The following is a 16,658-nucleotide window of genomic DNA, read 5'->3' on the forward strand; positions in this document are numbered from 1 at the left end:
CAATACCCGATAAAATTTCCTTTATCAAAGCAATACAATAAATTGAATATGATTCTTATCGAGAGAGACTGAGGGACCAGGCCCGAAGATGTCCGGCAACCTCCTTTTAAAGGGAAGGTGCTAAATCCTGCAGAATGATTTCATTCTGAAAGATAAGGTTTAATAACAATCATTTGTTGAGCCTCTTTCAAAGTGAAAGAGGCTCATTTTATGTTGTAGAGGACCTGAGGGAGGGTGAGGTAAATGATTGAAGTCAATCATTTAGTGAAAATTTATAAAAGCAAAAAAAAGCAAGTAATAGGCGTTGACAATGTATCTCTTTCCATTAAAGAAGGGGAAATATACGGGATTATTGGTTATAGTGGAGCTGGGAAAAGCTCTTTATTACGTTGTCTTAATTTATTGGAGAGACCAACATCTGGTGAAGTGAAAATTGATGGCGTTGATTTAACGGCCTTAACAAGTAAAGAATTACGAAAAGCAAGGCAGAAGATAGGTATGATTTTTCAACATTTTTATTTAGCAAGTTCGAAGACGGTATATGAGAATATTGCCTTTGCTTTAAAAGCGGCAGGGAAAAGCCCGAAAGAAATAGATAAGAGGGTGAAAGAACTATTAGAATTAGTCGGTTTAGCAGATAAAATTCATCAGTATCCCGCACAATTAAGTGGTGGTCAAAAGCAAAGGGTAGGAATTGCCAGAGCACTTGCTAATGATCCAAAGGTTTTACTTTGCGATGAAGCCACTTCAGCCTTAGATCCAAAAACAACAAAGTCGATCTTAAACCTATTAAAATCGATTAATAAGAAACTAGGCTTAACCATCGTACTTATCACTCATGAGATGGAAGTAGTCAAAGAGATTTGCCATAGATTAGCTGTTATGCAAGATGGAAAGGTCATAGAAGAAGGACCGGTGTATGATATATTTGCGAACCCAGTTGAACCACTTACAAGAGACTTTATTCAAAGTGTTCTTCAATTTGACTTACCACAGCAATTGATTGAAAACAGGAAGGGGACGATCATCAAGATTCAGTTTAAAGGTGCAATAGCAGAAGAATCTGTTGTTTCTGAACTGTTCCAAACATTCAAAGTAAAAGGGAATATTCTTCACGGCAAGATTGAATATATTCAAGAAGTGCCACTAGGTATTTTTATTATGGAGTTGACTGGCGAAATACCTGAAATAGAAAGAGCTATACAATATATTCAAGATAGAACACAGAATATGGAGGTAGTTGAACATGTTGCTTGAGTCCATTCAGGCGTTACTTCCTGAACTAAATACAGCTGTATTACAAACAATTTATATGGTCGCCATCTCTTTAGTTGCGGCACTTATACTAGGTCTTCCACTAGGGATCTTATTATTCGTTACCGACGAAGGATTGTTCTTAAAAAATAGATTTGTAAATGCGGTTACTGGTTGGATTGTCAATTTGATCCGCTCGATTCCTTATATTATTTTGTTAGTAGCTCTATTGCCGTTAACAAAATTAATTGCAGGTTCAACGATTGGTCCTACAGCTGCTTCTGTCTCATTATCCGTGGCAGCGATTCCCTTTTTTGCAAGATTGGTAGAAACATCTTTAAGAGAAATAGATAAAGGGGTCATTGAATCCGCAGTAGCAGTAGGCGCTTCCCCTTGGATGATTATTAAAGAAATCCTTGTCCCAGAAGCGAAACCTGGAATTGTTCAAGGATTAACGATTACGACTATTAGTTTAATTGGTTATTCCGCAATGGCAGGTATTATTGGCGGCGGTGGTATTGGTGATTTAGCGATACGTTTCGGTTACTATCGCTATGATAATGTCATTATGATCACCACAGTAGTTGTTCTCGTTGTATTGGTGCAAATCATTCAAATTGGTGGCGATAAATTAACTAAATATGTAGATAAGAGATAATAAATTGTAACAATAAATATAGTAAAGGAGGATGGAGCCTTTACTATATTTATTTATCCTATAAATCTTATCTAAAGATAGAGAGGACTGATTCTATGAGCACAATAACAGCTTCATCTAAAGAAGCGTATTTAGCTGAACAACTCGCTCGACCATTTATTAAGACGGCTCAACAAGAAGAATTATTTCATAAAGCTGCGATATTAGCAGAAGGATTTAGTAAGAGGGCGCAAAAGATTGATGAAAATGCAGAATTCCCCTTCAATAATTTTGAAGAATTGAAACAATCAAATTATTTAAGTCTGACGATTCCGAAAGAGTATGGTGGTAAAGAGATTTCCTTATATGAATATTTATTAATACAAGAAAGGATTGCTCAAGGTGATGCGTCTACGGCATTATGTATTGGTTGGCACTTAGGTGTTATCTATGATTTAAGGGTAAAACGGAAATGGAAGGAAGAACAGTTTGCCAAGTTATGCGAAACGGTTATTAAAGATAAGAAATTGATTAACCGCTGTGCAACAGAGACAGCAACCGGCAGTCCAACCCGTGGTGGACGACCAGCGACGACTGCGGTAAAAAAAGGAACGCAATGGATTTTAAATGGAAGAAAGTCTTTTGCTTCGATGGCACCTGGATTAGATTTTTCTCTTATTACAGCAACGATTGACGATTCGGGCGAAATTGGCATATTCCTTGTACCACATGAGAATCCTGGTTTGATAGTGGAACCAACTTGGAGTATGTTAGGGATGCGAGGTACACGCAGTGATGATCTCGTATTAGAGAATGTAATTGTAGAAGAAGAGGCATTAGTAGAAATAGAAGATGCTAATTTTTATGCGATACCTAATGCGTGGTTACTACATTCAGCTGCCTGTTTTATTGGCGTTGCTATTGCTGCTCGGAACTATGCTATTATTTTCGCTTCTGAATATCAACCTAATAGTCTACCAGGTCCAATTAGTGAAGTACCAGAAGTGCAACGTAAAATTGGAGAAATGGAACTCGAGCTACTAAAAGCGCGTACAGCTCTCTATTCTATAGCCGATCGCTGGGATAATGAACCGAATAAACGAGGAGAATTAGGAGCTGAACTTGGAGCAATCAAACATCTTGTCTCTAACAGTGCCAATAAAGTGGTCGATTGGGCAATGAGAATAGTTGGTGCACAAAGCTTGCAACAAAAAAATCCTCTGCAACGTTATTTCCGTGATGTGCGAGCTGGGCTGCACAATCCTCCTATGGATGATGTAGTTATAACCAATTTAGCGAAAAAAGCATTATCATTTAAAAGATAAAAATAATCACTAAAACATGCCCCTCTTCATATATGGAGAGGGTTATTATTTGTATGAATACGTATATGTTAGAATGGCTTCAACCTATTTCGTTTTCCATAATTCTTTTTTTGAAGGCTTTTTTTCTTTTAAAATGAATTATACTAGTAGATGTGAAAATGAATAACGTAGAAAGTGGTGTACAGATTGAAAAAGTTTATTTCATCAATGACAATGGTTTCTTCCGTTCAATGGGTCTTTTTTATCTTTGCTAATACTGTTGTCATTCCGATTTCCATTGCCAATGCATTTGAGCTATCTAGTGAAACGATGGCAATGATGATTAGAGCATCACTCATACTTACAGGTATTACTTGTATACTTCAAGGATGGAAAGGCCATCGTTTCCCGATTATGGAAGGGCATTCAGGGTTGCTATGGGGAATTATCCTAAATCTTGGGCTTTCAGCACAAGCGCTTAATATTGGATTAGAACGTATTGGTGGTGGAATTGTTACTGGTATTATTTTAGCTAGTCTAGTGACCATTTTGCTGATCGCTTGTGGTGGTTTTTCATTATTGCAAGCCATCTTTAGTCCGATGGTAATGACTGTATATTTATTTTTGCTTACCTTTCAATTAATGTTTATCTTCTTTGAAGGTATGTTAAAGATGACTTCAACTGGCGTCATTGACATAGGAATAAGTCTTTATTCTGTAGTATTAGCGCTGATTGTCGCTACATTAAAAATGAAAGGTAATCAACTTATTAGCAATTTTTCTATCTTAATTGGCCTTTTAGGAGGCTGGCTCGGTTATGTCTTATTGTTTGGTAATGATGGCGCTGGGATGACAACATCGGCACCTTTTCAACTTTTTCCGTTAGGAGCTCCTAATCTTGAAATAGGAATTGTCGTTGTCACGTTTGTTGCTGTGTTATTAAATTTAAGTAATACATTTGCATCTATTAACGCTGCTGAAAAGCTTCTACAAAGAAGAGCAGCCAAAAAAGAGTTTAAAGGCTCAATGATGATTACTTCAATTTCCACCATTATTGGCTCTGGTTTTGGACTTGTTCCTTATACACCGTTTACATCAACGATTGGTTTCTTACAAAGTACGAGAATTTATGAACGAAAACCATTCTTTATTGGTGGTGCCTTGCTTACGATCATTGGCATTGTTCCCATTTTAGGGTCGTTTCTTTCAATGTTACCTGTTACTGTCGGAAACGCAGTCTTGTTTGTTGCGTATATGCAATTATTTGGTACCGCATTCAGTAGTTTAAATGGACAGACGTTTAATTCCAATACGATATTTAGATTAGCAGCACCTATCTTAATTGGTATTAGTATTATGAACATTTCACCTGCTATCTTTTCGGAATTACCTGTACTCGTTCAACCCTTTTTAGCAAATGGGCTAATTATGGGTGTGATTATTTCAATTATTTTAGAAAAAACAGTGAACTGGGGTAAATATGAAGATCATCCTATTAAAAGAGGAAAAGCAAGTTGATGTTTTTTCTTTGGTACGAGACATACTCTTGCACGTTTCTTGACTAGGCAAATGAAAATAAAACACGTAAGATAGAATAGTAGCGAATCAAAAAAGGGGATTTTTGCGATGGAAGGAATTACACTGAGTTCATTGCTAGATGTAATTGGGGAATTATTTTCAGATGAAGTGTCAATTGTAGTTTCAAATACAACAGAGTATATTTACTATCGTCCAAGTAAACGTGTGGACTTGAAAATTCGGCCAGGGGACCTTGTAAAAGAAGGAAGTATTGCTGATAAAGCGCTTAAGGCTGAACAAAAGGTATCAGAGTTTATTAATAGGGATGTATTTGGCGTACCTTATCACGGGATGGCTGTTCCATTTAAAAATAATGGGAAAATTGAAGGTTGTGTGACAGCTATTTTTCCAACATTGACAGAGGGGAAATCTGTCGTTACATTAAAGACAAGTGATGGCTGGGTACCGGTTCCATTTAATGAAGTATATTTCTTGGAAGCCAAGGATCGTAAAACACATGTTCATTCTATTTACTCTTCTGGTACGCATAAAAATACGCTACAGGAGTTTGAGTATATTTTACCAAAGGAAAACTTTATTCGCTGTCACAGGTCATTCTTGGTGAATGTTAATCAAATACAAGAGATATTTCCTGACTCACATTCTACTTTCTTATTATTAATGAGAAATGGTGCAAAAGTGCCTGTTAGTCAATCTTATTCTAGCTATTTTCGTAAGTTGCTCGGTTTTTAAACTTAAAGCATATTAGATGAATAGCCATTCAACTCAATATTTTCTGATTATCTGAAAAAATCTGCTGGCTTATCGGCAGATTTTGCTGTTTTATCAAAATTTTTCATTAATTATACTAAAAAAATAACCCCATTCTGATTTATTAGTAAAATAGTTATTAAGTATTCTTTACAGAAAGAGGGATGGGAATATGGATAATAAACTTGGGAGAATTAAAATTCAGACACTTCAGAACAATATCATGACTGCAGAAGGGGCTGCAGAAATGATTAAAGATGGAATGACATTGGGGTTAAGTGGATTTACTCGTGCGGGAGATGTGAAAGCGGTTCCTGTAGCATTAGCAGAAAGAGCAAAAACAGAAGATTTTAAAGTGAATGTGTATACAGGTGCATCTCTTGGTTCGGATGTGGATAAGTTGTTTGCCGAAGCTGGTATTTTAAATAAGAGATTACCATTTCAAGCGGACTCAACAATGAGAAAAGGCATTAATAAAGGGGACTTCTTATTTGTTGATCAACATTTATCTCACACAGCAGAACTCATCCGTTCCGGAGTATTACAAGTGGATGTAGCTATTTTGGAAGCGGTTTCGATTGAAGAAGATGGGACAATTATACCTACAACATCAGTTGGTAACTCACTTTCTTTTGCTGAACATGCCCATAGTGTAATTGTTGAAATTAATATGGCCCAATTAGCATCGTTAAAAGGGTTACATGATATTTATAGTCCGGATAAACAAGGCGAGCGTGGCCCAATTCCTATTACAAACGTAGCTGATCGTGTTGGAGAGATAGGGATTAAAGTAAATCCGGAGAAAATTAAAGCGATTGTATTTACTGAACAAGGTGATTCACCATCAACTATAGTTCAGCCAGATGAGGAAACAGTTATTATGGCGCAACATTTAACCAACTTTCTTCGCAATGAAATTGCAGAAGGTAGATTAGATGAAAAACTTGCCCCATTACAATCAGGCATTGGTTCCGTAGCAAATGCTGTTTTACATGGCATGATTGACTCAGAATTCACAGACTTAGAGGTGTATTCAGAAGTACTTCAAGATGCAGTGTTTGATTTAATTGATGCAGGGAAAGTAAAGTTTGCTTCAGGCTGTTCCATTACACTTTCAGAAGAAAAGATGCAAGAAGTGTTTGCTCATTTCGATCAATATCGCGATAAGTTATTGTTAAGGCCACAAGAGATCACGAACCATCCGGAATTAATTCGTCGATTAGGATTAATTTCTATCAATACAGCATTGGAACTAGATATCTATGGTAATGTAAATTCTACTCATGTTCAAGGAACTAAGATGATGAATGGTATTGGTGGATCAGGAGATTTTGCCAGAAATGCAAGATTAGCTATATTCGTGACAAAATCAATTGCTAAAGATGGAAAAGTTTCAAGTATTGTACCTTTTGCTTCGCATATTGATCATACAGAACATGATGTTGACGTAATTGTCACAGAACAAGGCTACGCAGATTTAAGAGGGTTGGCTCCACGTGAACGAGTTGAGCTCATCATTGAAAATTGTGCGCATCCATTATACAAAGATCAACTGAGAGATTATTATTATGAAGCATTATCAGCAGGTGGCCAAACTCCACATATCCTAGCAAAAGCTTTTTCTTGGCACATTAACTATGTGGAAAATGGCACAATGTTAACTTCAGAGAAAGTGGATGTATAAAAGAAACGGCAAAATTATTAAATACGTGTTAGTAAAAGTAACCTAAGTCAATGCTCAGGTTACTTTTTGTCGTGGTTCCCCATTGGTTTTGTCCTATATATATACTGGAAAGGAAAGAGACTGAGTCGGAAACGAGTCAAAAAAGGTGTGGCTGGGCAAAAATTTGATTGGGTTCAAGTGGAAACGAGTCAAAAAAGGTGTGGCTGGGCAAAAATTTGATTGGGTTCAAGTGGAAACGAGTCAAAAAAGGGAACCCGGGTAAAAATTTGATTGGATTCAAGCAGAAACGAGTCAAAAAAGTGAGCCCGAGTAAAAATTTGATTGGATTCAAGCAGAAACGAGTCAAAAAAGTGAGCCCGAGTAAAAATTTGGTTAGATACAAGCAGAAACGAGTCAAAAAAGGGAACCCGGGCAAAAATTTGATTGGATTCAAACGGAAACGAGTCAAAAAAGGGAGCCCTCGGAAAAATTTGGTTAGATACAAGCAGAAACGAGTCAAAAAAGGGAACCCGAGTAAGAATTTGATTGGATACAAGCAGAAACGAGTCAAAAAAGGAAACCCGGGCAAAAATTTGATTGGATTCAAGCAGAAACGAGTCAAAAAAGTGAACCCGGGTAAAAATTTGATTGGATTCAAGTGGAAACGAGTCAAAAAAAGGGAACCCGGGTAAGAATTTGATTGGATTCAAGCAGAAACGAGTCAAAAAAGTGAGCCCGAGCAAAAATTTGATTGGATTCAAGCGGAAACGAGTCAAAAAATCAAGCTCGGTCAAAAGTTTAGTTGGATTCAAGTTGCCTCACTCAGTCCCTTTCATCAGTTGTTTCGTTTTCGTATTTATCTCTGAGCTTTAATGCTTTGTCGATCAAAGTACTGCCAATTTCATTTTTAAATTGAGTGTAGACGGGGTCAAGGACTTTTTTCCAACTGATTTTCTCTTCATTGGTTAGTTCATGAATGTCGATTGAACTCACTTTTTTTATTTCTTCGAGTTGATTTTCATTCATTTGCGCAGCTTGTTTGCGATTCCATTGCGTGACTTCAGCCATAGCTTCAGTTAAGATTCGCTTTGTTTCTCTTGATTGCTTATTCCAAACATTTTCATTCATTAAGACGGCATAACCGAGATAGCCATGATTACTTATTGTCATATACTTTTGTAAGTTAAAAAACTTTTTAGAATAAATATTAGAGATGGTGTTCTCTTCGCCGTCTACTTTCCCACTGTCTAATAAGTCATATGTAGAATTAAAAGATTCTTTCACTGAATTAGCGTTCAATGTAAGAAATTGTGATGAGAGGACATCACTTTGCATGATTCTGAATGTTTGTCCAGCTATATCTTTCGGATAAATAATTGGACCATCATTTGATGTGAATTGTTTAAATCCATTACTCCAATGAGCTAAGCCGATGAGTCCATCCCCCTTAACACTAGATAATAATGTTTGCCCGATAAACCCATCTAATCCTTCGTTAATGGCTTCATAGGAAGGGAAGATAAACGGCAAATCGAGTACGCCCCATGCAGGGTTTAACATGCCAAGTTTAGACGTTGAGGGGGCAATAATATCAACATTTCCTTCTTGAACAGCACGTATTTCTTCTATATCAGAGTAGAGAGAGCCGTTAGAGAAGACGACAATTTTAATATTTCCATCCGATTTTTCCGCAACAATCTCAGCAAATTTATCAGCGGCCATTCCCTTTGGTGTATTATTGGAGACAACATGACTAAAAGTTAAAACGATTTGATCGTTGAGCCCTTCTTGTTCATCATCATAAGGAAGGTCTTCTGAAAGTATATATTGTTTGAAACTAAAAAAAAGCGTAAGCGTTATAATAATGGTTAATAGTATGATGCTATATTTACTTTTCATCACCTTCACCTCATACTAAATAGTATCTTTATTTTCAGATTAAAGGTCAAGTCTAGATGGCAATGAAAGGAAGATTTGTTTGAAGGAAATACCTATTCGTTGGAAAATAACATTGCTATCATACGGGGTTGTTATCTTTTTACTGCTTATTTGTGGACTTGTTGTTATCGCAAATATGCAACAGCAAGAAGAACTAGACTTAAGAGGCGAATCAATGAGTACAGCTAGGACTGTAGCAGAACTTGCAGATATAAAAGATGGACTTGAGGAAGATGAGGGTTGGAAGATAATTAACCCCATCGTGGAAGAAATAAGGGTCATAAATAATACGGATTATATTGTAGTCATGAATATGGATAGGGTCCGTTTTTCACACCCAGTTAAAAGTATGATAGGTAATGTGTCAACTGGTAGTGATGAAGATCCTGCATTTGCAGAACATATTTATTTTTCTAAAGCCAAGGGAGAAGATGGTACATATTTAAGAGCGTTTATTCCAGTATTAAAAGATGAACAACTAAACCAAATAGGTGTGGTGATGGTTGGTAATAAGATCCCAACCTTCAAGGAAATCGTCTCTGGCTTTTCTAAAGAGATCCTATTGATCGTTTTCCTAACTCTTATTGTGGGGTTTATTGCCTCATATATATTAGCCAATCATATTAAGAAGCAAATGTTTGATTTAGAACCGTTTGAAATTAAACGTATGTTTGAAGAGAGAACAGCGACCTTTCATTCCATCAATGAAGGGGTAATTGCAATTGATTATCATGAGAAGATTACAATTTTTAATGAAAAAGCCAAAAAGATATTTAATGTGAGCGGAGAAGTAACGGGGTTATCGATTCGTTCTGTTTTAGAAGATACCCGTTTACCAGAAATCGTTGAGAGAAATGAACCAGTTTATAATGAACAAATTATGGTGAGTGGAAAAAGCATCTTGAGTACGAGAATTCCTATTAATAAAGATGGTCAATTAATTGGCGCTGTGGCTATTTTCCAAGATAGGACAGAGGTAGCAAAATTAGCAGAGGAACTGACTGGTGTAAGGAGTTTTGTTGAGGCCCTGCGTGTGCAAAATCATGAGCATATGAATAAATTGCATACAATTGCTGGGCTTATCCAATTAGGAAAGCCAGAAAAGGCCTTTCAACTTGCATTTGCTGCTTCAGAAGAACAAGAAAGTATTTCTTTATTTCTTCATGAAGTGATCAAGGACGATGCGGTAGCTGGACTTCTAATTAGCAAAATCAGAAGAGGGAAGGAACTAGATATTATCGTGACAGTTGATACTAATAGTAATTTGGATCACTTTCCTCCTCATTTAGATCATCATGATTTTGTTTTATTATTAGGTAATTTGGTTGAGAATGCTTTCGGTGCCTTTGAACAACTAGATAGAGAAGAAAAAATAATTGATATTAGTATCGAACAAGATGATCACATTTGTTCCATTCTAGTAGAAGATAATGGGATAGGTATAGAAGAATCTAATTTAGAAAAAATTTTTACAAAAGGTTTCACAAAAGGAAAAGAAAATGGGACTGGTTACGGATTATATTTAGTCAAACAAATTGTGGATAAAGGGGAAGGGCAAATAACTGTCACTTCTAATGTAAATGAAGGTACTTCTTTTCTAATTACCTTTGGGGAGGTCTAACTAATGAATGATATTCAAGTACTATTAATTGAAGATGATCCAATGGTTCAAGAAGTTAATAAAGGGTTTATTTCTAAGGTAAAGGGATTTCATGTGAAAGCCATTGCCAATAACGGAGAAGAAGGCATTAGGCTAGCTAAAGATTTATTACCAGATTTAATATTACTTGATGTGTTTATGCCGAAAAAAGATGGATTAAAAGTTATATATGAATTAAGGAAACAAAAACTCAATGCAGAAGTGATCGTGATCTCAGCAGCAAAAGATAAGGATACGATTAAAATCATGCTACAAAATGGGGCAATCGATTATATAATGAAGCCGTTTAAATTTGATAGAATGGAGCAGGCACTTGAGAAGTTTCGGCAATATCGTGACAGTTTAAAAAATGAAGGAACAATGTCACAAGAGCAACTTGACCAATTGCTTTATACAGAACAAGTAACGAAAATAGAGGCAGATTTACCTAAGGGCCTGAATGAATTTACATTGAAAGAGGTCATTACTTATTTAAAAGTTCAACAACAACCGCAAGCAGCTGGAGAAGTGGCTAGCGGTATTGGGATTGCAAGGGTGACAGCTCGGAGATATCTTGATTATTTAGAGAAAAAAGGGGTAATTGTACTTGATATACAATATGGTGGAGTGGGGAGGCCTGTGAATCGGTATATGATTAAAGCGTAGTGTGGAGAAGAGGAATAATAATCATGAACTAAAAGAACTGTTGAGGCTATTCAACGGTTCTTTTTAGTTCATTTGCCCCTATAGTAAAACTACTACTTTCCATGCATTGACGATGAAAGGGAGAAAAATTACGATAGATTATATACTTTAATTAAAGTATATAATCTATCTCCATATGATCAAAGAGGAGGAAATGTTAAATGAAAGAGATTATCTCATTAGAAGACATAAAACATTTTGATTCAAGATCAGAACAATTCCAACCGTTAGAATGGTACAAATCGATGCTTGAAAGTGGGTCTATTCGTTATAATGAGAATTCAGACACTTGGAATGCATTCAAGTATGATGCCGTAAAGACCGTTTTAAGCGACTATGAACATTTCTCCAGTGAAGGAGACCGTACAACGATTTCAGTAAAGTTTAGTGAAGATGATAAGCAAATGAATAGTAAAGTAAACTTCTTGAAAATGGATCCTCCGAATAACAGAAAAGGAAGATCTCTATTAGCATCAGCATTTACACCAAGAAGTTTAGAAAATTGGAAACCGCGAATAAATCAAATTGCTGAAAACTTAATTACACAAATAGAAAAGGGTAAAACGGAAGATATCGTAGCGGCATTAGCTAATCCAATGCCTGCAATGGTGATGTCAGACTTATTAGGGATTCCGAAGCCCGATGTGATTAAATTTAAGAAATGGGTCGATATATTATTTCTACCATATGATAAGAGCAAAAAGGATGTAATCGACAACCAAAAAAATCAGGCAATTAAAGAGTTCTTTACTTATTTACAACCAGTCATCATTGAAAAGCGCCAGCAGTTACAAGATGATATCATTTCTGATCTCATTAGGGCTGAAGTAGATGGGGAAAGACTAACAGACTTTGAAATTATTGAAATGACAATGGCTATTTTAGGTGCAGGTGTAGAAACAACGAGTCATATGATCTCAACAAGTTTTTATGCCCTTTTATATGATGACAAAGAGTTATTTTCAGAATTAAAAGCTCACCCTGAATATATCGATCGGACAGTCGAAGAGATGTTGCGATATCGTTTCCATATGAGTCGAAGAGATCGCACGGTGAAGAAGGATAATAATCTTTTAGGGGTAGATTTGAAAAAGGGCGATGTCGTTGTTGCCTGGATGAGTGCGGCTAATATGGATGAGGAAATGTTTGAAGAGCCATTTCAATTAAATATTCATAGGAAGAATAATAAGAAACATCTTACATTCGGAAATGGGCCACATTTTTGTTTAGGTGCACCATTAGCAAGACTTGAGCTAAAGCTTATTTTGGAAAACTTAGTTAAGCATTTTACAAAAATCGAATCTGTCGAATCATTTGAATTAGAATCCAACTTAACAGATTCTGCGACCGGTCAAACGTTAACCGCATTGCCCCTTAAACTTTATTAAATTTAAATAAAATGATGCAAGCTGAAATTAAACGAATGATTGGTTAGCGTAAATAAATGAATAGTTTTCTTGGAAAATACGAACAAATTCTAATGAATATGTTCGTATTTTTATTATAAGTCTATCGATTTTACCGCTAATCAACGAGCGCACCCTTATTATTTGAAACCATAATGAAAGAATCAGATGCGTTTACTTCCCAGTATAAGTTAAGATAGCTATATACGTTTTTGGAGGTGAACGGGTGAATGATCAGAATATATATTTTAGGTATGTTAGCACATTCAGTAGACTATCCTTATAATATTCGCAAAAAACTATTGAATGCACAGCCTTTCATAAAGATTAGTGAGGGGAAGTTCTATTATGATTTTGAAGCATTGCATAAGAAGAATTGGATAGAACCTGTACAAAAGCTACAAGAAGGAAGTCGTCCAGAAAAAACACTTTATCGAATAACAAGTGAGGGGCGTCGTCATCTAGTAGAAGAGCTCTATCTTTGTTTTCAAAAGTATACGGAAGTGGCAGATTTGTATATTGCCATTCATTTCTTAAATTATATTAATAAATCAGAAGCCGCTTCTATTTTGAAACAAACCATTCTCAAAGAAAAAGAAAGATGGCATACATTAAAAACGAAAAAAGCAGAAAAGGAAAGACATGATACAGTCTCTGACTCAAGCCAATTAATTGCTGCTCACGCATTTGAAAAAGCAGAATTTAATATTAAATGGTTAGAGAGGGTACTAGAATTCTTAAAATAATAACTAGACAAAAGAGAGCTAAAATAAATTGAGGCTCTCTTTCGTCTCTTCTATTCCAAATGGGACCTTAAGTTTCCCTTAGATGCTTAAAGTTTGAGTGATTAGAAATAACCTCGAAAGTACACTCTCCTCCTATAATGAATAGTATGATGTAACTTGATATTCCAATCGTTTTTCTTTCTCAACTAATAAGACCAAAATGAACAAAATGTTCACTATGACCATAAACTTCTTTTCATTTTCTGAAAACGCTATCATTCTAATTACAAAGAATAGTCAGATAGATAGTGGGACAGGAGATGATAAACATGGGATTTTTAAGAATTTTTAAGAACTTAACCGTTCAGGTGTTAACAGCGATTGCACTTGGTGTGTTAGTTGGTTTAATTTGGCCAGATATAGGTAAAGAATTAAAGCCTTTAGGAACGACTTTTATTAATGCCGTGAAGATGGTTATTGCCCCAATTATTTTCTTAACCATTGTATTAGGTATCGCAAAAATGGGAGATATGAAAAAAGTAGGTAAAGTTGGTGGGAAAGCTTTTATCTATTTTGAAGTGGTTACGACGCTTGCTCTAGTCATTGGGTTAATAGTTGTTAATATTGTTAAACCAGGTGACGGGTTAAATTTTAATGAGCTTGAACAAGGGGATGTATCTGAATATACAACCAATGCTGAGGAAGGCATTGATTGGATGGAATTCGTTACACATATCGTGCCATCAAATATGGTGAACGCTTTTGCGGAGGGAGATATTCTTCAAGTTCTATTCTTCTCCATTCTATTTGGGGTTGCACTTGCTTCTTTAGGTAAACGGGGAGAAGTTATTACTGATTTTCTTGACCGGTTATCCCATGTGTTTTTTAAGATCATTGGTTATGTAATGAAAGCTGCGCCAATTGGTGCATTTGGTGCAATGGCATATACAATTGGACATTTCGGTTTAGGTTCTTTAGCACCGCTCGCAAAGTTGATGATGAGTGTGTATATTACAATGTTTTTATTCATCTTTATCGTTTTAAACTTAATATGTAAATATTATGGCTTTAGTCTATTTAAATATTTACGATTTATTAAAGATGAGTTACTTATCGTATTAGGAACGAGTTCTTCGGAATCCGTTCTACCAAGAATGATGGATAAAATGGAAAGATTCGGCGCGTCCAAATCAGTCGTTGGTTTGGTCATTCCAACAGGATATTCCTTTAACCTTGATGGTACTTCAATCTATCTTTCTATGGCTACCGTATTCTTAGCTCAAGTATTTGGTGTCGATTTATCTATCGGACAACAAATAACGATTATCTTAATTCTTATGCTTACTTCTAAGGGAGCTGCTGGGGTAACGGGAAGTGGATTTATCGTACTAGCTTCGACATTAGCAGCCATTCAAGTAATCCCGTTAGAAGGTTTAGCCCTCTTACTCGGTGTTGACCGCTTTATGAGTGAAGGGCGTGCCATTACGAATATGATTGGTAACGGTATTGCGACAATCGCAGTTGCGAAAAGCGAGAAAGAATTTGATGAAGAAAAATATCAACATGCGATTTCAAATATGAAAGAGATCTCACATGAAGTGAATAAAGCAAGTTAACGGTTAAGCCCTCTCAAGATAAACTTGAGAGGGCTTTGTCTGTCAGTTGCTATTTGTGGTACGATAAATAAATCATTGATTAATAAGGTGGAGCGTATATGAAGTTAACAGTAAGACCGTCATACATAAAGAAGTATAAGGAAGGTTTTCCATTAATAAATGAACAATCTGTTGAACGAATTCCTCAAATGGATGAAGGTACGATTGTTGAGTTAGTGAATGAAAAAGGACAGTTTCTCTGTAAAGGTTATTATGGAATTCAAAATAAAGGCAGAGGCTGGGTATTAACGACAAACCAGCATGAACAAATAGATCAAGCTTTTTTTATGGAAAAGCTGAAGACAGCAGTAAATCATAGACAAAAACTATTTAACGATCCAGAAACGACTGCTTTTAGAATTTTTAATGGAGAAGGCGATGGTGTTGGAGGCGTTACAATAGATTATTATGATACGTATTATTGCATTAGTTGGTATAGTGAAGGGATCTATCAATTTAAACAGGAGATTATTACAGCATTAGAACAATGTTTGCCAGTGAAGGCTATTTATGAGAAGAAAAGGTTTAATCATAAAGGGCAGTATGTAGAAGATGACGATTTTGTTTGTGGTGAAAAGCCGACATTTCCTATTATCGTTAAAGAAAACGGGATAAACTATCCAATCTATCTTAATGATGGTGCAATGGTTGGGGTTTTCCTAGATCAAAGGGAAGTAAGGAAAAAAATAAGGGATCAATATGCCAATGGTAAAACGATCTTGAATACCTTCTCATACACGGGAGCCTTCTCGGCAGCAGCTGCATTAGGCGGTGCAGTGAAAACAACAAGTGTTGATTTGGCTAATCGAAGTAAAGCGAAGACAATCGAAATGTTTAGTGTAAATGGTATTGATTATGAAGAACAGGACATCATTGTTGAAGATGTATTCAAATACTTTAAATATGCAGTGAGAAAAAAGGTAACATTCGATCTTGTCATTTTAGACCCACCTAGTTTTGCTCGCTCAAAAAAACATACTTTTAGTGTGGCAAAAGATTATGCTTCTTTATTAGTAGAAGCCATCTCAATTACCAATCAAGGAGGGGTCATTGTCGCTTCATCTAATGCGAGTAATGTTTCAATGAAAAAATTTAAGACATTTGTGGCAAAAGCTTTCTCTTCAGCAAATGAGAAGTATAAAATCATTGAAGAATTTACTTTACCACATGATTTCAAAACGAATTCTTCCTACCAAGAAAGCAATTATCTTAAGGTGTTATTTATAAGAAAAAATACTTAATAAAAAGCTAAAGGATACAGTGAAGTGTCTCCTTTAGCTTTTTTTATTATTAAAGTTTTTAGAATTATTATTGTATTTTTAATATTTCGTTGTATACTTGTAATACAAGTGAAGGTTTTCATTGATTTTTTAAATATAATGATTGTCTCCACTATTGGATGGGGCCCTCCAAATGGTGTGATCATTTTATTTATGTTCAGAG

General features: G+C 35.7%; 13 protein-coding genes and 1 riboswitch. Of the genes, 12 read left to right on the forward strand and 1 reads right to left on the reverse strand.

The annotated features are described in order from the left end of the window. Positions 1-52 precede the first annotated feature (52 nt). Positions 53-159, forward strand: a riboswitch (SAM riboswitch). Positions 160-243: 84 nt separating this feature from the next. The 6 genes from MHH73_RS05785 to MHH73_RS05810 all read left to right on the forward strand — a co-directional run bounded on the left by MHH73_RS05785 (position 244) and on the right by MHH73_RS05810 (position 7,168). Next, a complete protein-coding gene (locus tag MHH73_RS05785; protein WP_191815709.1) occupies positions 244-1,257 on the forward strand; it encodes a methionine ABC transporter ATP-binding protein in 1,014 nt (337 codons plus the stop codon). After that, the gene (locus MHH73_RS05790; RefSeq protein ID WP_191815711.1) at positions 1,247-1,912 is read left to right on the forward strand and encodes a methionine ABC transporter permease; all 666 of its coding nucleotides are present in this window, start codon (positions 1,247-1,249) and stop codon (positions 1,910-1,912) included. Before MHH73_RS05785 ends, MHH73_RS05790 begins: the two co-directional genes overlap by 11 nt. A 95-nt stretch (positions 1,913-2,007) precedes the next feature. Further along, a complete protein-coding gene (locus MHH73_RS05795) occupies positions 2,008-3,216 on the forward strand; it encodes an acyl-CoA dehydrogenase family protein (RefSeq protein WP_341065469.1) in 1,209 nt (402 codons plus the stop codon). Positions 3,217-3,402: 186 nt separating this feature from the next. Beyond that, positions 3,403-4,713, forward strand: coding sequence for a uracil/xanthine transporter (locus MHH73_RS05800; protein ID WP_341065471.1), 1,311 nt, complete (start codon positions 3,403-3,405; stop codon positions 4,711-4,713). A gap of 108 nt (positions 4,714-4,821) precedes the next feature. Beyond that, positions 4,822-5,466, forward strand: coding sequence for a LytTR family DNA-binding domain-containing protein (locus MHH73_RS05805; protein ID WP_341065473.1), 645 nt, complete (start codon positions 4,822-4,824; stop codon positions 5,464-5,466). 190 nt (positions 5,467-5,656) lie between these two features. Then, positions 5,657-7,168 (forward strand): succinate CoA transferase, encoded by a 1,512-nt coding sequence (locus MHH73_RS05810; protein WP_191815717.1) that lies wholly within the window; start codon positions 5,657-5,659, stop codon positions 7,166-7,168. An 801-nt stretch (positions 7,169-7,969) separates the two neighbouring features. On the opposite strand, the gene MHH73_RS05815 is transcribed toward MHH73_RS05810, so the two are convergent. After that, entirely contained in the window at positions 7,970-9,046 is a 1,077-nt protein-coding gene (locus MHH73_RS05815; RefSeq protein ID WP_191815719.1) for a DctP family TRAP transporter solute-binding subunit, read from the reverse strand. A gap of 73 nt (positions 9,047-9,119) precedes the next feature. On the opposite strand from MHH73_RS05815, the gene MHH73_RS05820 reads away from it, so the two are divergent. From MHH73_RS05820 to MHH73_RS05845, 6 genes are all read left to right on the forward strand, one after another. Continuing rightward, the gene (locus MHH73_RS05820; RefSeq protein WP_341069691.1) at positions 9,120-10,706 is read left to right on the forward strand and encodes a sensor histidine kinase; all 1,587 of its coding nucleotides are present in this window, start codon (positions 9,120-9,122) and stop codon (positions 10,704-10,706) included. A gap of 3 nt (positions 10,707-10,709) precedes the next feature. Then, positions 10,710-11,390 (forward strand): response regulator, encoded by a 681-nt coding sequence (locus tag MHH73_RS05825; protein ID WP_191815721.1) that lies wholly within the window; start codon positions 10,710-10,712, stop codon positions 11,388-11,390. A gap of 200 nt (positions 11,391-11,590) precedes the next feature. Next, positions 11,591-12,817: a cytochrome P450 gene (locus MHH73_RS05830; protein WP_341065479.1), complete on the forward strand. Its 1,227-nt coding sequence runs from the start codon at positions 11,591-11,593 to the stop codon at positions 12,815-12,817. A gap of 248 nt (positions 12,818-13,065) precedes the next feature. Beyond that, complete coding sequence (locus tag MHH73_RS05835; protein WP_191815726.1) at positions 13,066-13,581, forward strand: PadR family transcriptional regulator; 516 nt, start codon at positions 13,066-13,068, stop codon at positions 13,579-13,581. Positions 13,582-13,889: 308 nt separating this feature from the next. Then, the gene (gene dctP / locus MHH73_RS05840) at positions 13,890-15,176 is read left to right on the forward strand and encodes a C4-dicarboxylate transporter DctP (protein WP_191815728.1); all 1,287 of its coding nucleotides are present in this window, start codon (positions 13,890-13,892) and stop codon (positions 15,174-15,176) included. A 98-nt stretch (positions 15,177-15,274) separates the two neighbouring features. Continuing rightward, positions 15,275-16,456: a class I SAM-dependent rRNA methyltransferase gene (locus tag MHH73_RS05845; RefSeq protein WP_341065482.1), complete on the forward strand. Its 1,182-nt coding sequence runs from the start codon at positions 15,275-15,277 to the stop codon at positions 16,454-16,456. The last annotated feature ends 202 nt before the right edge of the window (positions 16,457-16,658 follow it).

Source organism: Cytobacillus sp. FSL K6-0265 (assembly GCF_038003465.1).
Classification (GTDB): domain Bacteria; phylum Bacillota; class Bacilli; order Bacillales; family Cytobacillaceae; genus Cytobacillus; species Cytobacillus stercorigallinarum.